The organism is Streptomyces sp. AP-93 (assembly GCF_022808175.1).
In the GTDB taxonomy this organism is placed as follows: domain Bacteria; phylum Actinomycetota; class Actinomycetes; order Streptomycetales; family Streptomycetaceae; genus Streptomyces.
Map to the genome: position 1 here is coordinate 32,635 of NZ_JALGBX010000039.1, position 22,653 is coordinate 55,287.

Below are 22,653 nucleotides of genomic sequence, written 5' to 3' on the forward strand. Positions count from 1 at the left end.
ACATGAGAGGCGCGGGCCGAGGCAATGATCACCCTGCGGCCCCCGTTCCCCCATCCCGCCAGGCGCGCCAGCCGGGATGGGCCGGTCAAGTGAAAAATTACCGGATTCACCCATATGCACCTTTTATCGCATTGATACTTCCTGTGAGCCTGGAAGAACTGATGGTGACTGTCCCCACCCACCAGGAGAACTGACTCATGGTCCTGTCCATCTCAGGTGTCGTCCTGCTCGGCATCATCTGCTTCCTGTTCTTCAAGAAGGACGGCATGAAGCTGACGCACGCGTTCGTGTGCGCCCTCTTCGGCTTCTTCCTCGCCGGATCCGCCATCGCCCCCAGCATCACGGCGAGCACGGCGAGCCTCGCGAGCCTTCTCGGCGGGATCAAGCTCTAGCGCCCGGCCCCGGAACCCACCCGAAGCATCCACAACTCCAGGAGACGCCCGTGGCCCGGCGCCCACTTCCCCGCATCCTCAGCAGCGGCACCGTGTCGCTGACCCGGGGCCGCGACTTCGCTCGCACGGCCGCCGACAGCGCCACGGACGTCCTCCATCCGCTCCTCACCATCGGACGGGGCTTGCGCGTCCTGGCCTCGGCCGGACGCCGCAAGTGGTGCGACACCCCCAAGGACAAGCGTGGTCCCGCGCTGTTCCTGGGGGCCGCCGGCGTCCTCGTGGTCGCCCTCGTCCCCTACGGCCCCCTCACCGCCCTGATCACTCTCATGGCGGCGGCGGCCTGGCAGGGACGCGACCGCACCCCGGTGAAGACCGGGCCCAGCGATGCCGAGACCGAACGGCTCGGCTCCCTCTATGAAGCCCTCGTGCCGTACTTCTCCATCCCGGAGGACCCGAGCCCCCTCTTCGCCCACGGCGGGGAATGGGACAAGGCCTTCAGCGGCTACGAGTTCGACGAGGCGGGCCGCGTCACCCGGCTCCACATCCGCTACCCGGCTTACTTCACCGACGGCGAGGCCGCATCGAGGGCCCGGATCGAGGCACTGCTGCACGCCAAGTCCGGGCGCGGACGGGAGTATCTCTTCGACTGGGACGAGGAGGGAAACCAGCTCGACCTGAGCGTGCTGGCGGCGCTGCCGACAGGTATCGCCGCCCAGCCCTTCGTCACCTCCCCCGGTGAGACCGTGCTCGGATTCACCGACCCGGGCAGCGTGCAGCGCACCCTGCCCGTCCTGGACGGCGACGCGCCCCGGGACATGCCGCCGGTCATCTGGCGCACCGGTTCCCGTTCCGCCGAGCCCCACCTGCTGGCCGTCGGCCAGCCCGGCAGCGGTACGTCCACGCTGCTGCGCTCCATCGCCCTGCAGGCCCTGCGGCACGGGGGCGACGTACTGATCGTGGAGGGCGGCGGCACCGGCGAGTACTCCTGCCTCTCCGGCCGCGCCGGCGTCCTCGCCGTGGAGTGCGGGCCGGCCGGGGCGCTGGCCACCCTGGAATGGGCCGCCCGCGAGACCGAGCGCCGCCTGATCGCCACCCACCGGGCCCGCGAAGCCGGCCGGCCCGCGCCCGAGGACACCCGCCGTCCGCTGTGGATCCTGCTCGACCGGCCCAGCGTGCTGGCCCACTTGGCCGTCGCCGAGGGCGCCCCCGACCCGATCGCGCAGCTCCAGGTGCCGCTGCGGCACGGGCGCGCCGCGCACGTGACCGTGGTGGTGGCCGAGCAGTTCGACCACCTGGAGCTGCTGAACGACTCCGTCTGGCAGCACACGCGGGCCCGGGCGGTGCTCGGAGCCGCCACGATCCAGCAGATCGCCGATGTGCTGGGGCTGCCCCCGCACACCACGCCGACGGCCGTACCGCCGCCGGGGCGCGGGTACGCCCGGCTCGGCGCCGGTCCCGTGCACCGGCTCCAGGTGCCGGCCACGCCGGACCCGTACGACGAGGCCACGCACCCGGGACACCGGCAGGCGGTGCTGGACCTGCTGCCCGAGCGGCAGGCGCCGCCCAAACCGGTCCCCGACCACGTCACGCCGGGCAAGCCGCTGCACATCGTCCAGCCGCCCGCCCAGGCGCAGGCCCCGGCGATCGACGCCTCGGAGATCCCCGAGGTCCCGGCGGACGCCCCGTAGGGCGTTTCCCTCCGGACCGGGCCGGTTCTACGCGACGAAGGTGCGCGGCGGCTCCGCCCCGCCGCCGCCCGCTCCGGTGGCCACCAGCCGGGCCGCGGCGGCCAGCCGGGCCGCCGCTTCCTCGGCCACCGGGCCGCCGACGGTGAAGGGGAGCCGGACGTACCCCTCGAAGGCCCCGTCGACACCGAACCGGGGCCCCGAGGGGACCCGTACGCCCACCCGCTCCCCCACCTCGGCCAGCCGGGAACCGGAGAGCCCGCCCGCGCGGGCCCACAGGGTCAGGCCGCCGAGCGGGACCCGGAACTCCCAGTCCGGCAACTCCCGGCGGACCGCCGCCACCAGGGCGTCCCGGTTCTCGCGGGCCTGGTCGCGGCGGATCTCCACGGCCCGCTCCCAGCCTCCGGTGCGCATCAGCCAGTCCACCGCGAGCTGTTCCAGTACCGGCGTGCCCAGGTCGGCGTAGGCGCGGGCCGCCACCAGGCTGCGGATGACGTCGGGGGCCGCGCGGACCCAGCCGATGCGCATGCCGGCCCAGAAGGCCTTGCTGGCGGAGCCGACGGTGATGACCGTGGAGCCGGCCGGGTCGAAGGAGCAGACGGGGCGGGGCATCTCCATCACCGGATCGAGCTGGAGCTCGACCATGGTCTCGTCGGCGACGAGGACGGTGCCGGCCGAGCGGGCCGCCTCGACCATCGCGCGGCGCTGCTCGTCGGAGGCCAGGGCCCCGGTCGGATTGTGGAAGTCGGCGACCACATAGGCCAGGCGGGGCGCCGAGTCGCGCAGCACCTGGCGCCAGACGTCCATGTCCCAGCCGGTCAGCCCCTCCCCCATGGCGACGGGTACGAGGCGGACCCCGGCGGCGCGCATGAGCTGGAGGATGTTGGCGTAGGACGGGGATTCGACGGCGATCCGCTCGCCGCGCCCCGCGAAGAGGCTGCAGATGGCGTCGATGGCGCCCATCGCGCCCGTGGTGACCATGATCTGCTCGGGCATGGTCGGGATGCCGCGCTCGGTGTAGCGGTCGGCGAGCATGCGGCGCAGCGCGGGCAGGCCGGCCGGGTAGTCCCCATGGGTGTGGGCGTACGGCGGGAGTTCCTCCAGCGCGCCCTGGACGGCCTTGGTGAGCCAGGGCTCGGGGGCCGGGAGGGCCGCGCAGCCGAGGTCGATCATCGAGCCGAGGGACTCGGGGGGCAGGGGCTCCAGGCCGCGGGCGGGCATGGGGTTGCCGGCGGGCACCGAGGTCCAGCTGCCCGCGCCGCGGCGGGATTCGAGGAACCCCTCGCCGCGCAGGGCCTCGTAGGCGGCGGCGACGGTGGTGCGGCTGACGGCGAGCGCGACGGCCAGCTCCCGTTCGGCGGGGAGCCGGGCGGCGACGGGGATGCGGCCTTCGAGGACGAGCATGCGGATGCCGTCGGCGAGCGTGCGGTACGCGGGCAGCTTGCGCCCGCCGGGCGCGGCGGTCCGGCCCTGCTGGGAGGTGATGAGGCGGCCGAGCTGTGCGGCACCGACGGCCGAGGTCCACTGCGCCATGCGTTCCGGTCCACCTTCGCGAAATTGGCCCCTGCCGCCCTCCTGGGGGCGGCATTGGATCGATCCTTACGGTCCAGAGTGCCACGGGGCCGGTAGGAAGCCGGACCCAGGGGGCCACCGGGACGCAGGCGGTCCAGGGGGCGGGGGGGAGGGCGTTCACCGGCCGGACACGGGGGCGCGCCCGGCCCGGCGGGAGCAGGGGGCATACTGCCGCGGTGACACACGTACGCCTCCCCCACCCCTATCTCGACCACCCGGGTCCGATCCCCTTCGCGCACCGCGGCGGGTCCCTGGACGGGCTGGAGAACACCGCCGCCGCCTTCCGGCGGGCCGCCGCCGCGGGTTACCGGTACTTCGAGACCGATGTGCACGCCAGCGCCGACGGGAAGCTGGTCGCCTTCCACGACGCCACCCTGGACCGGGTCACCGACGGACAGGGCCGCATCCGGGAGCTGCCGTGGAGCCGGATCCGCGAGGTCCGGGCCGGCGGGAGCGAGCCCCTCGCGCTCTTCGAGGACCTGCTGGAGGAGTTCCCCGACGCACGGTGGAACGTGGACATCAAGGACGAGTCCGCCGTGCACCCGCTGGTCGGCCTGATCGCGCGGACCGGGGTCTGGGACCGGGTGTGCGTGGGCTCCTTCTCCGAGCGCCGGGTCGCCCGGGCCCAGAAGATCGCCGGCCCCCGCCTGGCGACCTCGTACGGGGTGGCGGGGGTGGTCGGGCTGCGGCTGCGGTCCTACGCGATCCCCGCCGCGCTGCGCGCGGGCGCGGTGGCGGCGCAGGTGCCGGAGACCCAGGCGGGCATCCGTGTGGTGGACCGCAGGTTCGTGCGGACAGCCCACGAGCGGGGGCTCCAGGTGCACGTGTGGACCGTGAACGAACCGGAACGCATGGAGGCTCTCCTGGACCTGGGAGTCGATGGCATCATGACCGACCGGATCGACATCTTGCGCACGGTGCTGGACCGGCGCGGAGCCTGGGCCTGACACTGCCCGCGGCCCCGCACCGGCACGAGGCAGCGGGGCGTTACGGGGACCAGCGAGGGGGCCGCCATGAGCGCGCGGACGACGGACGAAGCGGAACCGGGCTCCGAGGACGGCAGACCCGCCGCCACGGAGGCGGCTGCGGCTACAGCTGCGGCTGCGCGCAAGCGCGAGCAGCGCGGCTGGTACTTCTACGACTTCGCGGTGTCCGTGTACTCGGCGAGCGTGCTCACCGTGTTCCTCGGGCCGTACCTCACGTCGATCGCCAAGGCCGCGGCGGACGCCGAGGGCTTCGTGCATCCGCTGGGCATCCCGGTGCGGGCCGGTTCCTTCTTCGCCTACACGGTGTCCGCCTCGGTGATCCTGGCCGTGCTGCTCATGCCGCTGGCGGGGGCGGTCGCCGACCGGACCGGCCGCAAGAAGCCGCTGCTGGCCGTGGCCGCGTACACGGGGGCCGCGGCGACGGCCGGCATGTTCTTCCTGGCCGGCGAGCGCTACCTGCTGGGCGGGCTGCTCCTGATCGTCGCGAACGCCTCGCTGTCGGTCTCGATGGTGCTGTACAACGCCTATCTGCCGCAGATCTCCACGCCGGACGAGCGGGACACGGTCTCCTCGCGCGGCTGGGCCTTCGGATACACCTCGGGCTCGCTGATGCTCGTGATGAACCTGGCGCTGTACATGGGCCACGACTCCTTCGGTCTCACCGAGGGCATGGCGATCCGCATCTGCCTGGCCTCCGCGGGCCTGTGGTGGGGGGCCTTCGCGCTGATCCCGCTGCGCCGGCTGCGGGACCGCGCCGTGGTCCGGGAGCCGGGCGCCGCCCCGGCCGTCAGCGGCTGGAAGCAGCTCATCGCCACCCTGAAGGACATGCGGCGCTACCCCCTGACCCTGTCGTTCCTGCTGGCGTACCTGATCTACAACGACGGCGTGCAGACGGTGATCTCCCAGGCCTCGATCTACGGGTCGGAGGAGCTGAAACTGGAGCAGTCCACCCTCATCGGGGCGATCCTGCTCGTACAGGTCCTGGCGGTGGCGGGTGCGCTGGGGATGGGCCGGCTGGCCCTCCGGTACGGCGCCAAGCGGACGATTCTCGGATCGCTGGCGGCCTGGGGCGTGACGCTGGCCGCCGGATACTTCCTGCCGGCCCGGACCCCGGTGTGGTTCTTCGCACTCGCCGCGATGATCGGGCTGGTGCTCGGCGGCAGCCAGGCGCTGTCGCGCTCGCTGTTCTCGCACCTGGTCCCGGCGGGCAAGGAGGCCGAGTACTTCTCGGCGTACGAGATGAGCGACCGGGGGCTGAGCTGGGTGGGGCCGCTGGTTTTCGGGCTCACGTACCAGGTCACGGGCAGCTACCGGGACGCGATCATCTCGTTGGTGGTCTTCTTCGCACTGGGTTTCGTGCTGCTCGCCCGAGTGCCGGTGCGGCGCGCGGTTGAGGCGGCGGGGAATCCTGTACCCGAACGGATCTGACCGGGGATCCGCCGGATCCGGCGGTTCCGCCGGATCCGGGAGACTTCAGCCGCGCGAATTCGGAACGAATTTCGACGTTCAAGCTAAGGGCCGGTAGTGTACGCCTTTGGCCTGCCAGGCGGACCGTTACTGCGCGCTGATGAAGTGAAGACGTTGGGTGACATCTGCTGCCAGATGTGACAAAACGGGCACTGGTGGGTACAACAAGGGGCGGTACGACGGGCGACGCATGACCCGGAGCGGGAATCTATACCGCCGACCGGACGTTGACCGGATGACGACGACAGCGACACCTGTCCTGTGGGCGACAAGCCCGGGAGGCACGATTCATGAGTGAGCGAGCTCTCCGCGGTACGCGGCTCGTGGTTACCAGCTACGAGACGGACCGCGGCATCGATCTGGCCCCGCGCCAGGCGGTGGAGTACGCATGCCAGAACGGACATCGATTTGAGATGCCGTTCTCGGTTGAGGCAGAAATTCCGCCGGAGTGGGAGTGCAAGGCGTGTGGCGCCATGGCACTCCTGGTTGACGGGGATGGGCCCGAAGAGAAGAAGGGCAAGCCTGCGCGAACGCACTGGGACATGCTCATGGAGCGGCGCACCCGCGAGGAGCTGGAGGAAGTGCTGGCCGAGAGGCTCGCGGTCCTTCGTTCCGGCGCCATGAACATTGCCGTGCATCCGCGGGACAGCCGCAAGTCCGCCTGACAGCCGGACGCCACAGCGGCACAGTAAGACAGCACGAAGCAGAGGGGCCCACCCCACGCTGTGTGGGGGGCCCCTCTGCTTCGTGCTGTCTTACTGTGCCGGCCGGTCAGGGGGTCAGCGGCGGCCGGTAGCCGTTGTCGGGCCGCTGCGGGGCGTCCTCGCGGATGACCTCGCCGTGGATGACCTCGCCCGGGACGACCTTGCCGTCCGGGTAGTGGATCCGGGCCTGCTGGAAGGCGTCGCCGAAGGAGCCGGCCGGAGCGGAGGCCATCTTGCGCTCCAGGGAGCGGGCGGCCCGGCGGCCGATCAAGGCGCGGACGGGCGGGAGCAGGAGCAGCAGACCGGCCGCGTCGGAGATCAGGCCGGGCATCATCAGGAGCAGGCCGGCCAGCATGGTCAGGCCGTTTCCGGTGCCGGGCTTGCCGGGCTGCTGCGGAGTCGGCTGACGGCCCTCCTGGGCCTGCTGGAAGGTGTCCGTCAGGTTCTTGAAGGCGCGTCGCCCGGCCCGCTTGATGACCACCGCACCCAGCACCAGGCCGCCCGCGAGCAGCAGGGCGACACCCCCGCCGCCGATCAGTCCCGCGACCTGGCCGAGCAGCCAGATCTCCAGGATCAACCAGGCCGCGATGGCCAGGGGAAGGTACGTACGGGCGGGCGAACGCCGCCGGGGGGCCGTAGAGGTCGGAACTCCGGTCGTCATACCCCCAGTGTGCCTGGGCGGGCGTAAAGACGTCCTCAGCCGGAGGTACCGGACATCCCCTAGGGGTGGCGGACCGCCCCGGGCGCGGGCTGCCCACGCGGGCGGCCTACTTGCCCCGGGCCTTGCCCGTCAGCGTGCCCGTCAGCTTGTCCGACACCTTGCCCGAGAGCTTGCCGGCGTGCTCCTTGATGCCCCACTGGGTGACCCGCCAGAGGGCCTCCACCACGATGTCCTTGCTCATCTTGCTGTCGCCGAACTCGCGCTCGACGAAGGTGATGGGCACCTCGACCACGCGGAAGCCCTTCTGCACGGCCCGGCGGGCCAGGTCGACCTGGAAGCAGTAGCCGGCGGAGGCCACGTCGGCCAGGCCCAGCCCTTCGAGGGTCTCGCGGCGGAAGGCGCGGTAGCCGCCGGTCACGTCGCGGATCGGGACGCCCAGCATCAGCCGGGAGTACGTGGACCCGCCCCGGGAGAGGAACTCGCGGCTCTTGGGCCAGTTGACGACCCGGCCGCCCGGCACCCAGCGGGAGCCCAGCACCAGGTCGGCGCCCTCCAGGGCGGTCAGCAGCCTGGGCAGTTCCTCGGGCTGGTGGGAGCCGTCGGCGTCCATCTCGATGATGACGCCGTAGCCGTTCTCCAGGCCCCAGCCGAAGCCGGCCAGGTAGGCGGCCCCGAGGCCCTCCTTGCCCTTGCGGTGCAGGACGTGGACCTGGTCGTCCGCGGCCGCCAGCTCGTCGGCGAGCTTTCCGGTGCCGTCCGGGCTGTTGTCGTCGGCGACCAGGACGTGGGCCCCGGGTACAGCCGCGCGGACGCGGCCGACGATCAGCCCGATGTTCTCCGCCTCGTTGTAGGTCGGAATGATCACCAAGGCCGTGCCGAGCGGTCCGTAGCTTCGCTGTCCGCCGTCGCTCACTGATTCCCCTTTTGCGTTCTCGTACATCCTGTACGCCGTGTCGCAGAGGATGATTTTAGAACAGCGATCGGGGCCCGCGGTCCTTCGGGCCGGACCGGCTCCCGCTGGCTGCGGGCCGCCTGACCGTTGTCTACTGGACCGCGGGCCCCGACCTGAGGCCACCCGCCCCCAACTCCCTGCGAAGCAGGGGGGACACCCTTGCGGTGAAACCTTCCCTCGCCCCCGAGGCGCGGGCGCGGCTGTGCGATCGGCTCCGTCCGGTTCGGACGTCCGGTGGTGGACCCGGCCGAACCTATCCGGGTCCGGCCGCCCTCACCGAACCACGGCCACCCGGATCACCCCTGTGGCCGTACGAATACCTCCCGGCCGCCGACCACGGTGGCCAGGCAGACCGGCAGCTCGCCGCCGGGGGTCAGGTCCGGCAGTCCGGGGGTGCCCGAGCGGGGGTCCGTGGACCAGCGGGCGACCCGGTCGTCGGGGGCCTGCACCACCAGTTCGGCCGTGTCCCAGACCGCGTAGTCGGCCGGGGCACCGGGGACGAGGATGCCCGCGTCGTCGCGTCCCAGGGCCCGCCAGCCGCCGCGGGTGTGGGCTGCGAAGGCGGCCCGTGCGGAGATGCGGTGGGCGGGGGTGTGGTGGAAGGCGGCCGCCCGGACGGTGCCCCAGGGGTCGAGCGGGGTGACCGGGGCGTCGGAGCCGAAGGCGAGCGGTACGCCCGCCTTGAGCATGGCCGCGTACGGGTTGAGGGTGCGGGCGCGCTCGCCGCCGAGCCGGTCGGCGTACATGCCCTCCTCGCCGCCCCACAGCGCGTCGAAGGCGGGCTGCACGGACGCCGTGAGCCCGAGCTCGGCGAAGGCCGCGATGGTGGCCGGGGTCATCATCTCGGCGTGCTCGACGCGGTGCCGGGCGGCGCGGACGCGGTCCAGGCCGACCTTGTCGGCCGCGGCCCGGACGCCGGTGACCACGGCGGTGATCGCGGCGTCTCCGATGGCGTGGAAGCCCGCCTGGAGGCCCGCTTCGGTGCAGTCGGCGACGTGTTCGGCGACGGCCCGCGCGTCGAGGTAGTCGATGCCCGTGTGGTCCGCGTCGGCGTACGGGGCGTGCAGGCAGGCGGTGTGCGAGCCGAGGGCTCCGTCGACGAAGAGGTCGCCGGCCGCACCGACGGCGCCGAGTTCCTTGACCCGGGCGAGGTCCCGGTCGGCCCAGTAGCCGAAGACCCGGGGGCCGGGGTGGGTCTGCGCGAGCTCCAGGAGGGCCGTGAAGTCCTCCGGGGAGGAGATCTCCGGGCCGCCGCACTCGTGGACCGAGCCGATCCCGAGGGAAGCGGCCCGGTCGAGGGCGGCCCGCTGGGCCTCGGCGCGCTGGGCCGGGGTGAGGGCGCCGAGCGCGGCGCGGCGTACCGCGTGGTGGGCGCCCTGGGTCAGCGGCTCGTCGGCGGCCGCGCGCACCTCGGGCACGAGCCGCAGCAGCGCCGTGGTCACCACCGCGGAGTGCGCGTCGATGCGGCTGAGGTAGAGCGGGCGGCCGCCGGTGGCCTCGTCGAGCTCCTGCCTGCGGGGCGCACGGCGTTCGGGCCAGCGGGCGGCGTCCCAGCCGTGGCCGAGCAGCACCCGGTCGGCGGGGCGGGCGGCCGCGTACGCGCGCACGCGCTGGAGGGCTTCGGCGAGGGAGCCGGCCGTGGACAGGTCCAGGCCGGTCAGGGCGAGTCCGGTGGAGGTGGTGTGGACGTGGGCGTCGGTGAAGGCGGGGGTGACGAGCGCCCCGTCGAGGTCGACGACCTCGTCCACGCCCGGTGCGAAGGCGTCCGCGGCGCCCTCGGAGCCGACCCAGGCGATGTGGCCGCGCTCCACGACCATCGCGGTGGCGAAGGGATCGGCGGGGCTGTGGACCTCGCCGCCGCGCAGGAGGACTGTACGGGGGCGGGGGCCTCCGGCGGCGTTGGCGGGGGCGGCGGTGCGGTCTGTCATGCCGACAGTCTGGCGGGTGCGCTCCGCGTCGCGGACCACGGCCCCTCTGCAGCGGGGCCTGCGGGGCGTTTCCCCTACCCGCCCCTCCCCGCTCCCCGGGGCTGCGCCCCGGACCCGTCGCATCGTGCGGCGCCGTTGCCGGGGCTCCGCCCCGGGCCCCGCGCCTCAAACGCCGGCGGGGCTGGATTCGGCCGGCGATGCCGGATCCATACGCGTCTATACGCGGGGCGGGCGGGCCTCGTACGGGGTGGAGAGGACCACCGTCGTGCGGGTGGAGACGTGGGCCAGGGCGCGCAGGCGGCCCAGGAGGTCTTCCAGCTCCAGCGGGGTGGCCACGCGGACCTTGAGGATGTAGTTCTCGTCGCCCGCGACGCTGTGGCAGGCCTCGATCTCGGGAACCCCGGCCAGCCGCTCCGCGATGTCGTCGGGGGCGCTCGGATCGAAGGGCTTGACCGAGATGAAGGCCGTCAGGGGAAGGCCGACGGCCTCGGGGTCGACGACCGCCGCGTAACCGCGGATGACCCCGCGCTGCTCCAGCCGGCGTACTCGCTGATGGACCGCCGACGTGGACAGTCCGGTGGCCTTGCCCAGGTCCGTGTAGCTCATCCGCCCGTCCCGCACGAGCAGATCCACGATCTGGCGGTCCAGCTCCTCCATTGCGCTCATAGCCGCACAACTTACGGCCCCGAACCGTTCTGGCCCAGCCGTGTCCACGGATTGAGGTGGCACCTGCGGCAGGCATGTGACCAAGGCCACAGGCGTATGCGGGCGTACGGCGGCCGGATGTGGTTACTCGTGCCGCGCGACGGGAAGTGCTTGGGGTGGCCGTGGCCGAAGAACCTGCCCGCCCGGCCCACCCAAGGGGGAGTACATCCATGCTGAACACCAAGCGCGCCGGTCGTACCGAACCGGAGCCCCTGGAAATCGTCGAGAGCGGTTACGCCGACGACGACGACTACCTCGAATACGCCGAGGGCTTCGAGATCCACCACGCCACCTGCCCCGACTGCGGCCAGTCGATCGCCCTCGTCGCGGACGAGGAGTTCCTGCCGGAGCACGCCCTGTGCCTGACCCCGTGGAACCCCTTCGGGCTCACTGTGTGCGCGGGCACCGGGCGGCCGGCCTCCGACGCGCTGCCCACCCTCGGCTTCGGTGACGACGAACTCGCCCAGGAGCTCGAGCTGGAGCCCGTCGTCCACCTGGCGCTTCCGCAGGGGCTGGACTGGCGTACGCAGCCCTTCTCGCACGTCGGAGGCCCCGGCTCGCGTCCCGTGCGGATGCCGGCGCCCGCGGCGATGCCGCAGATGCGCCAGCACGCGCAGGCCGCCTGAGCCGCGGGCCGGGCGGCTACCGGGGCGTTTACCAGTACGTTCCCTGCACCATGGCGGTGAGACTGGCATGGTGCAGGATCAGGCTGTCCGGATCCGCCGGGATCTCCACCTCGCCGAAGTGCGCCTGCCGGTAGGCGATGCGCAACATCACGATCCCGTGCCGCAGGGCGGCGTAGAGCGTGTGGAACTCCATGTCCCGCGGCGCGTGCCCGGTGAGTTCGGCGTACCGGCGTTCGATGTCCTCGCGGCGCAGGAAGCCCGGCAGGCCCGGCTGGCCGAAACCGACGGTCAGGTCCTGGAAGAACCGGTGCAGGTAGACGGTCCAGCCGAGGTCGACCTCGCGCGGGGCGCAGGCCGCCATCTCCCAGTCGAGTACGGCCACGGGTTCAAAGCCGTCGGCCTCGTAGATGACGTTGCCGATGCGCGCGTCGCCCCAGTTGAGGACGGCCGGGCCGCCCTCGCCGTCCGGCCAGAGCTCTTCGAGGCGGGCGAACGCCCGCTCCAGCAGCGGTGATCGGGACTTGCCCGCCACCACCCAGTCGTAGTAGGCACGTTGGGACTCGACGTGACCGCGCAGCGGGCTCCCGTCGCCCTCCGGGAGGAGGAACCGCGCCTCCTCGGGCGGGAACTGGTCGTGCAGCCGGGCGAGGAGCGCGATGCTCGCTTCCTGGAGCGCGGCGCGCTGCGCGTCGGTCGCGGCGTGCAGCCAGTTCCCCTCGTAGGTGTAGGGCATCACGTCGGGCGGTACGCGCCCTTCGGCGCGGGCCATCACGAAGAACGGGGCCCCGAGCGGGCCGGGGTCCTCTTCCAGCCACTGCACGCGCGGGACCGGCAGGTCGGTGTGGGTGGCGACCAGGCTCATGACCCGGTGCTGGCAGGGCATGTCATAGGTGGGGAAGACGGTGTAGGCGGCCGGGTCGGCGGCGAGGCGCAGGGCGCAGGCCCGGATCGGGGCGTCGGGGTGCTCTATGTCGAAGAGCAGGGTCTCGCTGGACATCCCGTTGGAACCGGGGACGGAGATGTTGGTGACCTTCGCACCGGGGAGCTCGGTGTCGAGCCAGGCGGCGAGGCGCCGGCCCAGCTCCTCGGGTTCGCGGGTGGAGGTACGGGGGCGCGGTGCCGGTCCTGCCATGGGAAACCCCTTCTCTGGCTTGGCTGTTGAGGTTGAGGTTGAGGTCGAGGTGCTGGTGCCGGTCGTTCCGTTTGGCGGGCCGGGGCTACGGGGCCACCGAGCTGTAGTCGGCGAAGCCGCTGGGGTCGTGGCGGCCGAAGCTGCCGTGCTCGAAGATGCCGTAGCCGGTGCGGCCTTCGAGGGTGAAGCGGGCCGAGTGGTCGGTGACCCCGAAGGCGGCCATGGGGTGGGCCGCGGGGTCGGAGAGGTCGTAGGTGCGGCGGTCGGTCCAGGCGCGGCCCTGCCAGGTGCCGTGCTGCCAGTCGGAGGCGGGCGGGTAGCCGGCCCCGACGGCGAGCGGGGAGGAGTTCAGGATCTCCACGCCGAGCTCCAGGGGTTTGCGGCCGGCCGGGTCGGTGAGGTGGACGACGGCGCTCTCGGGGTGGCGGCCGCCCGGGCGGTAGCGGATGTCGGTGTGCGGCCAGCCGAGCTGTACGTCGTGGCGGCCGCTGCCCTCGGGGAAGACCTGGACGGCCTCGCTGAGGGCCCGGTGGCCGTCGGCGTCCTCCTGGGTGATGACCATCAGGAAGCGGTCCTCGAACCGGACGGGGATCCAGAGCCAGTGGAAGCCCTCGGGCCGGTGCTCCTCGGCGGCGCGGCCGCCCTCCTCGCCGGGGATCGGGCGCACGCCCCAGCTCCGGTCGCGGGTGCCGGTCCAGCCGGCGTCGAGGGTGAACTCCTCGCCCTTGGCGCGGATGGTGCCGGTGACGCCGCCCGCCTGGACGAAGCGGCGGCCTTCGAGGATGAGGCGGTCGCCCCGGCGCTGGGTGTGGTGCGGCTCCCAGACGGCGGGGAACTCGGCGGTCCAGGTGATGTCGTACGAGAGCCCGTCGGGGTCCTCGGGGTCGGCGGCGCAGGAGAGGGTGAGCCGCCGGAGGGGTTCGTCGACGGTGATGCGGAGCGGGCCGACCGAGAGGTTCATGCGGTCGTCGGTGAGGGCGTCGGAGGCGCGGACCGCGAGGAGTTCGTCGCCGACGCGGAGGGTGGCGTAGGCGTCGATGACACCGGCGTTGGGGTAGACCCCGAGGCCGAGGATCAGGACGGCTCGGCCCGCGTGGTCGAAGACGTGGAAGATGCAGCGGTCGTAGGCGTTGCGGTCGCCGGTGACGAGGTGCTTCATCGACAACGGAGCCTGGTGGATGGGGTATTCATCGAGCGGAACGGGCCGGTCGGCGGGCATGGCGGACCTCCGGGTGCGGGTGCGGGTGCGAGTGCGGGGGGTGACACCTGGGCGGAGATGACGGTACGTCAGATTGGTGGGTGGGGGCCAGGGTTGTGGCACGAACTGGCAGGGAGACACGTCGTGCGGGGGCCCGGTTGGGGCCGGGCCGGCGGTGGGGTGGGGCCTCCTGGCTCCGGGGGCTCCGGGGGCTCCGGGGGCTCCGGGGGCTCCGGGGGCTCCGGCCGAGTGTGCGGGACGCTTCCCGGTTGGCGCTGATCCCGCTCCTGCTGGGGGCGGGGCCCTGCGGGGCTGTCCCCTACCCGCCCTTCCACCGTTCCCCGGGCTTCGCCCGGACCCGGTGCCGTTCCCGGGGGCCAGCCCCCGGACCCCCGCGCCTCAAACGCCGGCGAGGCTGGAATGCGGCCGGAGGGCGCCGTTCCCGGCTGTTCCCCGGGCTCCGCCCGACCCGATGCCCGGTGCGGCGCCGTTCCCAGTCGCGCCCCGGGCTTCGCCCCGGACCCTTGCCGGGTGCGGCGTCCCTCCCGGCCGGTCCCCGGGCTTCGCCCGGACGCGGTGCCCGGTGCGGCGCCGTTGCCGGGGGCCGGCCCGCGGGCCTCTCACGTCGGCGGGGCTGGAATGTGGCCGGAGTTGGCCGGGGTCGGGCCGTTGGTGCGTGCCGACCGGGGGGAGCCTGCGTCGGGGGTGTGGGGAAAGGTCGAACGGATGGGCGGGGTTACCCGTGGGTCCGGTGGCGCGTTGGCCCGGTATGACCACGATGGAGACTTCCACGCCGAGGGTGGGGCGTCGACGGCGGGCGCCCGCCGAAGGGTACGAAGAATCGGTTCGGCAGGCCCCCGACCCGCCCATTTACCGTGCGCTGCTCACCCGGTGGGAGGAGGACGGCCGGACCGTGCCGGGGCAGCGCGATCCGGAGTGGTCCCGGATCGCCTCCTCCCCCATTTGGCCGACCGGCCCCCTCTTCGGCGGCTGACCGCTCACAGAGCGAGCAGGCCCGCCGCCGTCGGACGGAAACCGCACCGGGCGTAGAACGCGCCGAGGTGCGGCTCGTAGTCCACGTGCAACCACTGCGCGCCCGCGCCCCGCGCCGCCTCGGCCGCCCGTCCGGACCAGGCGCACCCCGAGCCCGTGGCGGCGCTCGTCCGGGTGCACCGTGCTGTCGAGGACGAAGGCGTGCGCGCCCCCGTCCCAGGCCACGTTGGCGTAGCCGACGGCGTGTCCCGGTGCCCCGGCCAGGACGCGGAGAACAGTCGGTTCAGCTCGGCGTCGGACAGGGCCTCCCGTACGGTCAGCGGGATTCCGGGCCCGCCAGGTGGCGGGCGATCACCATGCGCTGGATCTGGTTCGTGCCCTCCACGATCTGGAGGACCTTCGCTTCGCGCATCAGCCGCTCGACCGGGAAGTCCGCCGTGTAGCCGTAGCCGCCCAGCACCTGGACCGCGTCCGTCGTGACGGCCATCGCCGCGTCGGTGCAGAAGAGCTTGGCCATCGCCGCCTGGCGGGAGAAGGGCTTGCCCGCGTCCCGCAGCCGGGCCGCCGCCAGGTACAGCGCGCGGCCCGCCTCGATCTTCGTCGCCATGTCGGCCAGCATGAACCGCAGGCCCTGGAAGTCCGCGATGGGGTGTCCGAACTGCTTGCGGTCCAGGGCGTAGGCCAGGGCCTCGTCCAGGGCGGCCTGCGCCACGCCGATCGCGCAGGCGGCGATGCCGAGGCGGCCCGCGTCCAGGGCGGCCAGGGCGATGGTGAAGCCCTGGCCCTCCTCGCCGATGCGGCGCGCGTCGGGGACCCGTACGCCGTCGAAGTGCAGCTGGGCGGTGGGCGAGCCCTTCATGCCCATCTTCTTCTCGGGGACCGCGGCCGTGAGGCCTTCCGCGTCGCCCGGGACCAGGAAGGCCGTGATGCCCTTCGGGCCGTCCGCGCCGGTGCGGGCCAGCACCGTGTAGAAGTCGGCGACGCCGCCGTGGGTGATCCAGGCCTTCGTGCCGCTGATCAGCCAGTCTTCGCCGTCCCGGACCGCCTTGGTGGTCAGGGACGCGGCGTCCGAGCCCGAGGCGGGCTCGGAGAGGCAGTACGCGCCGAGCAGTCCGCCGCCGAGCATGGCGGGCAGGTGCGCGGCCTGCTGTTCCTTGGTTCCGTAGCCGGCCAGGCCGTGGCACGCCAGCGAGTGCACGCTGACGCCGAGCCCGACGGTCAGGCGGGCCGCGGCCAGCTCCTCCAGCACCTGGAGGTAGACCTCGTACGGCTGGTCGCCGCCGCCGAAATCACCGGCGTACGGGAGCCCGAGCAGTCCGGCCTCGGAGAGCAGTGCGAAGACCTCACGGGGGAACCGGCCGGCGTCCTCCTCCTCGGCGGCCCGGGGGCGGATCTCCCGCTGCGCGATCTCGCGTACGAGCGCGAGCAGGTCGCGGGACTCCTCGGTCGGCAGCGATCGGTCCACCTGCGGCGCGCGGTCGGTCATGGCGGCGCTCTCCTCACTCGTCAAGCACGGGGCGGCGCGTGAGGGTGGTACGCGTCGCCGGGTCTCGGGGCTCACAACCGATGGCGCCCTCCCGGATCGCGGGAAGGTCCAGTTCAAGGGGCTGCGGCGGTTGAGTATGCCCGATCAGGGGCTTCCCGTCACGGGCACGGGATCCTCCTCGGGTACGGGCGGGGCCGGGCACTCGGGGGCGAACTCCTCGATCACCGTCAGGGTCGCGCGCAGCGTGCGCACCAGCAGGGCGCCGAACTCGGCCCGGTCGGGGTGGCCGCGGTGCCCGGAAGCCCCGGGTCCACCGCCGTCCTGCGCCTGGGTAAGGCCGTGCTCAAGGGTCTGGGCAGGGGGCTCGGCAGGGGTCTGGGCAGGGGGCTGGGCGGGGGTCTGGGCAGGGGTCTCGGCAAGGGGCTGGGCGGAGGGCCGGCCGGCAGTCTCGTCAGGGGCCTCGCCGGGCGTCTCGCCGCAGGCCTGCGCCGGGACCTGCGCCGGAGCCTCCGCCGGGCCGATCCAGTCGAGCGTGCTGCCCTCGACGCCCGCCAGCCAGCCGACCAGTGCCAGCCGGGCGATCGGCGGGATCTCTCGGTGGCCGTACGCGCCTTCCGCGATGGTCGCGATGAGTTCCTCGCGGACGGCGTCGCGGATGGCGAGGACCTCGGAGTCGGAGCCGACGCCTCCGGTGACGATGGTGCGGTACGCGGCCTGGTGGTGCTCGGCGTAGTACAGGTAGCCGTCGATGGTGGTGCGCACCCGCTGCGCGTTGGGCAGCTCGCTCTCGCCTGCCGCGCGGGCCACGAGCTCGGCCACCGAGTCCTCGACGATGGCCAGGTAGTAGCCCCGCTTGCTCTTGAAGTAGTAGTAGATCAGCCCCTTGGCCACGCCTGCGTGCTTGGCGATGTCGTCCATGGAGAGCGCGTCGTACGAGGTGTCGGCGAACAACTTGCGCCCGATCGCTATCAGTTCGGCCCTCCGAACCTGCGAACGTCCGGTCGTTCCGCGCTGTTGACTATTATTCAAATTCAGCCCTAGCCTCGAACTGCCACAGGAAGCCCGCAGTATGGCAGACCCCTGTGCACCCCCCCTCTGCACTCCCCCTGCGCACCGGACGACGTACGGGAGGACCACATCATGGGCAACGGCAGGACGAGCACGGCGAGAAGGACGCGAAGGACCCCCGAGGGCCGGGTCGACTGGAAGAAGACGGCCGCCGTCGCCATGCCCGCGGTCGTCGCGGTCGGGGCGATGGCGATGGTCATGGCGCAGGGCGCGCTCGCCGCCTCCTTCGCCGTCTCGGGGACCAGCTTCCAGGTCTCCTCGTCCAAACTGAGCAGCAAGGGCCTGGCCTCCTACGTGCACACGGACCGCTCCGTCGACGGCAAGGGGCATCCCGTCGCCCTGCTCGGCATCGGCGAGGCCACCCTCACGGACATCTGCCAGGCCGCCGAGGTGGACACCCCGGTGGGCAAGGTGGTCTTCAAACTGACCGCCGGCGGCCCGGCCGGCAACGTCACCGCCAGCAATCTCGTCATCGACGGCGAGGACCTGGCCGGCGACGCCGTCTTCGGGACGGCCCAGATCGGCCGTGACGCCTCCACCCTCGACCAGGTCGGCGGGATCAAGGGCGAGGCCGGCAAGTTCGGCCTCCAGGCCGGGGACATCGAGGTCGTGGACGTGAAGTCGCACGCCTGGTCGGCGACCGGCGGCAACTTCCACCTCAAGGGCCTGAAGCTGAACGTCAGCCTGGACGGCAAGAAGTGCTTCTAGGCCTGCGCCGGGCCGCCGGGCCGGGCAGCGGGTGGCTGGAGCGGCGGCTCCCGCTGCCCGGTCCCCGGCGGCGGCTGCGCGACTGGCGCCGCACCCGCCCCTTCTGGGGCGGGCTGCTGGTGATCCTGGGCGGGACCGAACTGCTGCTGGTCCCGCTCTCCCCGCTCACCGTGCTGGTCAGCCTGGGCCTCGGCGGGATCGCCGCCATCGGGATCGGCCTCGCGCTGATCGCCGCCGGCCTGTTCCTGTGGCTGCTGCCCCAGGCCCGGGCCTACGTCTCCGTGCACGCGCTACTGCTCTCGGTGCTGTCCTTCGTGGCGACCAACCTCGGGGGCTTCCTCCTCGGCATGCTGCTCGGCATCGCGGGCAGCGCGCTGGCCTTCGGATGGACCCCGCTGCCCGATCCCGGGGCGGGCGAGGAGGGACCGTACATCCCGAGCCTGGACGGCAGCGGGCCGCGCACCCTGGCGGCCGCGCTGCCGGTGGTGCTGCTCGCCTCGCTGGTGGCGGGCACCGGGGAGGCGAGGGCCGCCCGGGGCGCTCCGCCGATGGCCGCGCGCACTCCCCCGACCGTGACCACCTCGCTCTTCGCCCCGCAGGGGTTCGCCTTCGCAGGGGTCACCCACGTACCCACCGTGGACGGGCCGCTGAAGGTGCTGGTGCTGCGGATGCGGGCCGCGACGCTCACCGATTACGAGCTGCGCAGCCGCGACGGCCGCGAGGAGTACGGGCTCGCCGCCGAGAGGCTCGACCTGAGCGGCGACGTGACCTTGTACCTGACGAGGTTCAGCGGGTGCATCGAGGGGCTGCTCTGCGTGACCTTCAGCCCGGCCGGGCTGCCCGCTCCCCCGGTCATCCCGCCGTTCGTCTTCATGACCCGGGTCAGCGCGGAGCAGGCGCTCGTCACCTCCGACGTGATCAGGACCCGGAGCCTGCGGCTGGTGGCCTCGTGATCCCCGTCCAGGCCGCGCCGCTGTGGGCGTACGGCATCGGCGCCACCTTCGCGGTGGCCGCCGGGCGCCAGCTCCAGTGGTGGGAGCGGTCGGTCCGGGGCGAGGGCGTCCGTACGAGGAGCCGCGCGGCCAATCCGTACCTGGCACTCACCCTGCTCTACGCGGCCCTGCTGCCCGCCCCGACCGGGATCTACCTGCTCTGGCAGAACCCGGCCTGGTCGACGATGCACGTGGCCCGCGACCACGACGGGGTGTGGGCCGGTTTCGCCCTCTTCTACGGGGCCTCGGTGGTGGCCGGCGCGCTGCTCGGGTTCCTGGCGGCGCGCCTGTTCGTCCTGGTCGGGGCCGGGTACTGGGGGTACCTCCAGGCGGTGGCCGGGTACTTCCTGCTGTTCTTCACCCTGATCCACGGATGGGACGGCACGGGGTACGAGCGGCTGCTGAGCGCCGATCCACGGGCCTTCGCCGGCTGGTCCGCGGAGGGCTCCGCCGGTGAATCGGTGGTCAACCAGTGCCTGGCCTTCGCGACCTCGGGCACCTTCCTCGCCGTGCTGATCTTCGGGACGGCCGTCATCGGCACGATGCTGCTGGCGGAGATCGGCTGGCTGGTGGAGGGCTGGCGGCTGCCCGGCGCCGCGGCGGACCTCAAGGTGCCCCGGGTGGTCGCGGTGGCGATCGCCGGGGCGGGGGTCTACGGGCTGCCCTTCGCGGGGGCGGTGGGCGCGAGCGTCCTCGTCCGGCTGCTGGGGTGGTGGGCCGGGATCGGGGCCTTCGCCCTGCTGGCCGGGGTGGTGCTGCTGCCGGCGCGCTCGCCCGTGCGGGCGCTGTACGGGCTGGTGGGCGTTCCGGACCGGCACTGGCGGGTGGAGCCGGAGGCCGAGCCGAAGGCCGGGGCCGGGGCCGGGAAAGGGGCTGGGGCGAGGACTGGAGGCGGGACCGCGGAGGCTAGAAGAACCAGCCCACCTGGGTGACGAACATGGCCACGACCACGACCAGGGTCCAGCCGAGCACGTGCTCCAGCCAGGAGGAGGAATCGTCCTCGGGTCCGCCGGTGCGGACCAGGTTGCGGGCGCGGGCGGTCAGGGCGGCGCTGTGTGCGGTCATGCCCTCCAATGTGACAGCGGGGGCGGCCCTCGCGGTAGAGACGATGGTCACGGGTGGCATGTCTCACGCCCCCGGCCGCGTGGTGCGGACCGGGGGCGTGAGGGGTGCGTGCCGGATCAGGTGGTGCGGTCGCGGCCCGCCATGCCCGCCATCGCCAGTGCCAGGCACAGGGCGATGCCGCCGGCGATGACGTTGCTCCACACCGTGCGGGTGGTGCTGACGTCGCCGGAGATGACGAAGGGCGCGACGATCGTCCAGGCGGCGAGACCGACCGCCGTCCAGGCCATGGCGTGGGTGCGTTCGTAAGCGGAGCCGAGTCCGCTCATGCACAGGCAGTACGCCAGGCCCGCGATCAGGTTGTTGATCGCCAGCGAGCTGAGCCCGCTGAATCCGGCGATCCACGGCGAAGCGGCGATGTAGAGGCCCGTCATCAGGGCCAGCGCCTCGACGACCTGCGCACTCGGGGTGCTGGTGACCCGCTCGAACCGCGAGCGCATCTCAGCGAGGTCGGGGTGGTGTTCCATTCTCGGTTGGGTGGTCATGGCGGGCTGCCTCCTATGAGAAGCTCCTATTGCCCTTTTGCCCTTTATGTTCCACTTACATGCCATCCGGGGCAACGCGAAATCTCAGAGCACGCCGACCGCCCGCAGCGCCAGGACCTGAGCCGGGTTCGGCCGGATCGGACCGTAGAGGTAGCAGACGCCTCCGGTGCCGGAGACGACCTTGCCGGCCGCGTTGTGGCGCTTGGTCCGGAGCCAGTTGTTTTCAAATTGCCGCCGCCGGTAGACGCGGCGCACGGCGGCGTTGTCGGCCGAGTTCGGGTCGTTGGCGATCACGTCGCCGGCGGCGGTGAAGCCGATGACGGTCATCAGGTGGCCGGCCGTGCCGTAGCCCGCCCCCGTGAGCTCCTCGGCCGTGAAGGACTGGGAGGTGATGACCGGGATGCCGGCCCGGACCAGGGTCTCCAGGTCGGTGAGGGAGCCGAGGCGGGTGACCACCCCGGCGAACTGCCGGTAGGTGGCGGCGTAGGCGGCGTTGAAGGGCCAGTTGCCGCAGCCCTTGTACGCGGCGTCGTAGGTGGAGCGGGCCGCGTGGCAGACCTGCGGGTCCGCGTAGTCCTTCTTGACCCAGGCCACGGCGGAGACGCTGGCCCTGCGGCCCCAGAACTCGATGATCATCTGCGAGGAGGTGGGGCTGCACCAGGCCTCGCCGCCGTTGTCGTACTCGGGGTACTGGCCGGCGTGCGTCTCCTGCGAGTACCTCGGCACCTTCAGCTCGTGGGCCCCGCCGGAGGCGGCGGAGGCGGGGACGGTGAACCGGTCCGGGACGTCCGAGGCCATGGCGCCGGCCAGCCACACGGTCGGGCCGCGGCTCGCGCCGGGCTTGCGGTACAGGGTCAGGCGCAGCCGCCAGTCCTTGATCCGCAGCCCGCCCGCGGGGGCGTCCACGGCCAGGGTGTCCGTCCAGACGGTGGACTTGCCGTCGGTCTGCCCGTCCACGGAGGTGCGGCGGATGTCGCCGTCTCCGGAGGCCCAGCGGCCCATCACGTACCAGGGGGTGGCGGCGCCGTCGGTGTAGGTGCCGCGCAGTTCTGCCTGGATCCAGGTGCCGGCCGGGGTGCGGGCGTTCCAGGAGGCGATGGCCTCGGTGGCGGGCACGGTGGAGGTGTGGACCGGGGAGGTCCAGGTGGCGTATTCCCAGGTGCTCTTCTTGGCGGTGTGCGGGTCTTTGTACTCGGTGCGGCCCGTCGGGGTCTTGATCTCCAGGCCGGGGCGGGCGCCGCCGATGGCGGTGGTGCCCTGGTGGAGGCCGGCGGTCCAGTGGGCGTACGAGTACCAGAAGCGGTTGTCGACCGTCTTGCGGGTGGCTCCGGCGGCTTCGGGGGCTGCTTCGGCGGCGGCTCCGGCCGGGGGCGGGATGGTCGGGGCATGCCCCGGGCCCCCGGGGGCTGGCTTCGGCCCGGCCGCGGAGGCGTGGCCGCCGGGGATGGTGGCGGCGGTGGCTGCCGCCAGGGCTACCGCCAGTAGGGCGCGGCGGGGTGTGGGTGCTGCGGTCATCGGCGTGGCCCCCAGGGGTCGGTGCGGCGGATCGGCTCCCGCCCACCCTTCCAGTTCCCGCCTGCGGGGCCGTGAAGCCGGGGGGCCGTGTCGGGGTGACGGGGCGCGGCCCCCTCTGCCCCGCTCCCCGGGGGCGGGCCCTGCGGGGCTCTCCCCGACCCGCCCTTCCCCTATTCCCCGGGCTCCGCCCGGACCCGTTCTGGGGCTCCGCCCCAGACCCCGCTCCTCAAACGCCGGAGGGGCTGGATGTGGCTGATCCAGCCCCTCCGGCGTTTG

Annotated in this window: 21 protein-coding genes and 1 pseudogene; 9 read left to right on the forward strand and 13 right to left on the reverse strand. The window is 72.9% G+C overall.

Translation table 11 applies throughout. From position 1 onward, the window contains the following. Positions 1–197 precede the first annotated feature (197 nt). Together MTF69_RS39535 and MTF69_RS39540 are read left to right on the forward strand one after the other, a co-directional pair. Positions 198–392, forward strand: coding sequence for a hypothetical protein (locus tag MTF69_RS39535; RefSeq protein WP_007262923.1), 195 nt, complete (start codon positions 198–200; stop codon positions 390–392). A 50-nt stretch (positions 393–442) separates the two neighbouring features. Next, positions 443–2,080: a hypothetical protein gene (locus tag MTF69_RS39540; protein ID WP_243341607.1), complete on the forward strand. Its 1,638-nt coding sequence runs from the start codon at positions 443–445 to the stop codon at positions 2,078–2,080. 27 nt (positions 2,081–2,107) lie between these two features. On the opposite strand, the gene MTF69_RS39545 is transcribed toward MTF69_RS39540, so the two are convergent. Continuing rightward, entirely contained in the window at positions 2,108–3,610 is a 1,503-nt protein-coding gene (locus MTF69_RS39545; protein WP_243341609.1) for a PLP-dependent aminotransferase family protein, read from the reverse strand. Positions 3,611–3,825: 215 nt separating this feature from the next. On the opposite strand from MTF69_RS39545, the gene MTF69_RS39550 reads away from it, so the two are divergent. The 3 genes from MTF69_RS39550 (at position 3,826) to MTF69_RS39560 (ending at position 6,767) form a co-directional block, all read left to right on the forward strand. Beyond that, positions 3,826–4,596 (forward strand): glycerophosphodiester phosphodiesterase, encoded by a 771-nt coding sequence (locus MTF69_RS39550; protein ID WP_243341611.1) that lies wholly within the window; start codon positions 3,826–3,828, stop codon positions 4,594–4,596. 66 nt (positions 4,597–4,662) lie between these two features. Further along, positions 4,663–6,063 carry an MFS transporter gene (locus tag MTF69_RS39555; RefSeq protein ID WP_243341613.1) on the forward strand — a complete coding sequence of 467 codons (1,401 nt, stop codon included), beginning with the start codon at positions 4,663–4,665 and terminating at the stop codon, positions 6,061–6,063. A 329-nt stretch (positions 6,064–6,392) separates the two neighbouring features. After that, positions 6,393–6,767, forward strand: coding sequence for an RNA polymerase-binding protein RbpA (locus MTF69_RS39560; RefSeq protein ID WP_007262928.1), 375 nt, complete (start codon positions 6,393–6,395; stop codon positions 6,765–6,767). A gap of 106 nt (positions 6,768–6,873) precedes the next feature. Here the strand turns inward: MTF69_RS39560 and fxsA are convergent, their stop codons facing one another. From fxsA to MTF69_RS39580, 4 genes are all read right to left on the reverse strand, one after another. After that, on the reverse strand, positions 6,874–7,467 hold the full coding sequence (gene fxsA, locus MTF69_RS39565) for an FxsA family membrane protein (protein ID WP_243341614.1): 594 nt from the start codon (positions 7,465–7,467) through the stop codon (positions 6,874–6,876). Positions 7,468–7,573: 106 nt separating this feature from the next. Further along, on the reverse strand, positions 7,574–8,407 hold the full coding sequence (locus MTF69_RS39570) for a polyprenol monophosphomannose synthase (RefSeq protein WP_243341615.1): 834 nt from the start codon (positions 8,405–8,407) through the stop codon (positions 7,574–7,576). Between the two features lie 308 nt (positions 8,408–8,715). After that, entirely contained in the window at positions 8,716–10,347 is a 1,632-nt protein-coding gene (locus MTF69_RS39575; RefSeq protein WP_243341616.1) for an amidohydrolase, read from the reverse strand. A gap of 216 nt (positions 10,348–10,563) precedes the next feature. Continuing rightward, positions 10,564–11,004 (reverse strand): Lrp/AsnC family transcriptional regulator, encoded by a 441-nt coding sequence (locus MTF69_RS39580; RefSeq protein WP_030240692.1) that lies wholly within the window; start codon positions 11,002–11,004, stop codon positions 10,564–10,566. A gap of 218 nt (positions 11,005–11,222) precedes the next feature. On the opposite strand from MTF69_RS39580, the gene MTF69_RS39585 reads away from it, so the two are divergent. Further along, a complete protein-coding gene (locus MTF69_RS39585; RefSeq protein WP_243341617.1) occupies positions 11,223–11,678 on the forward strand; it encodes a hypothetical protein in 456 nt (151 codons plus the stop codon). 28 nt (positions 11,679–11,706) lie between these two features. On the opposite strand, the gene MTF69_RS39590 is transcribed toward MTF69_RS39585, so the two are convergent. The 5 genes and pseudogenes from MTF69_RS39590 to MTF69_RS39610 all read right to left on the reverse strand — a co-directional run. Then, entirely contained in the window at positions 11,707–12,810 is a 1,104-nt protein-coding gene (locus MTF69_RS39590) for a phosphotransferase family protein (RefSeq protein WP_243341618.1), read from the reverse strand. An 85-nt stretch (positions 12,811–12,895) separates the two neighbouring features. Further along, complete coding sequence (locus MTF69_RS39595; protein WP_243341619.1) at positions 12,896–14,029, reverse strand: hypothetical protein; 1,134 nt, start codon at positions 14,027–14,029, stop codon at positions 12,896–12,898. 849 nt (positions 14,030–14,878) lie between these two features. Then, positions 14,879–15,226 (reverse strand): hypothetical protein, encoded by a 348-nt coding sequence (locus tag MTF69_RS43960; RefSeq protein ID WP_374325439.1) that lies wholly within the window; start codon positions 15,224–15,226, stop codon positions 14,879–14,881. Between the two features lie 91 nt (positions 15,227–15,317). After that, positions 15,318–16,487 carry an acyl-CoA dehydrogenase family protein gene (locus MTF69_RS39605; RefSeq protein WP_243341620.1) on the reverse strand — a complete coding sequence of 390 codons (1,170 nt, stop codon included), beginning with the start codon at positions 16,485–16,487 and terminating at the stop codon, positions 15,318–15,320. A gap of 495 nt (positions 16,488–16,982) precedes the next feature. Continuing rightward, positions 16,983–17,516, reverse strand: a pseudogene (locus MTF69_RS39610) (TetR/AcrR family transcriptional regulator); the annotation flags it as partial. 111 nt (positions 17,517–17,627) lie between these two features. Between MTF69_RS39610 and MTF69_RS39615 the strand changes: the two are divergent. From MTF69_RS39615 to MTF69_RS39625, 3 genes are read left to right on the forward strand one after another with little or no spacing between them, the layout of a single operon-like run. Further along, positions 17,628–18,263, forward strand: a complete 636-nt coding sequence (locus MTF69_RS39615; protein ID WP_243341621.1) for a DUF6230 family protein — start codon at positions 17,628–17,630, stop codon at positions 18,261–18,263. Then, positions 18,254–19,216 carry a DUF6114 domain-containing protein gene (locus tag MTF69_RS39620; RefSeq protein WP_308401512.1) on the forward strand — a complete coding sequence of 321 codons (963 nt, stop codon included), beginning with the start codon at positions 18,254–18,256 and terminating at the stop codon, positions 19,214–19,216. The genes MTF69_RS39615 and MTF69_RS39620 overlap by 10 nt, the downstream gene beginning before the upstream one ends. Continuing rightward, on the forward strand, positions 19,213–20,187 hold the full coding sequence (locus MTF69_RS39625) for a hypothetical protein (RefSeq protein WP_243341625.1): 975 nt from the start codon (positions 19,213–19,215) through the stop codon (positions 20,185–20,187). Before MTF69_RS39620 ends, MTF69_RS39625 begins: the two co-directional genes overlap by 4 nt. On the opposite strand, the gene MTF69_RS39630 is transcribed toward MTF69_RS39625, so the two are convergent. From MTF69_RS39630 to MTF69_RS39640, 3 genes are all read right to left on the reverse strand, one after another. Then, entirely contained in the window at positions 20,162–20,320 is a 159-nt protein-coding gene (locus MTF69_RS39630) for an SCO1431 family membrane protein (protein ID WP_243341628.1), read from the reverse strand. The two genes, MTF69_RS39625 and MTF69_RS39630, sit on opposite strands and share 26 nt — an antisense overlap. Positions 20,321–20,436: 116 nt before the next feature. Further along, the gene (locus tag MTF69_RS39635; RefSeq protein WP_243341630.1) at positions 20,437–20,862 is read right to left on the reverse strand and encodes an SPW repeat protein; all 426 of its coding nucleotides are present in this window, start codon (positions 20,860–20,862) and stop codon (positions 20,437–20,439) included. A gap of 84 nt (positions 20,863–20,946) precedes the next feature. Continuing rightward, positions 20,947–22,377 carry a C39 family peptidase gene (locus MTF69_RS39640; protein WP_243341634.1) on the reverse strand — a complete coding sequence of 477 codons (1,431 nt, stop codon included), beginning with the start codon at positions 22,375–22,377 and terminating at the stop codon, positions 20,947–20,949. Positions 22,378–22,653 lie beyond the last annotated feature (276 nt).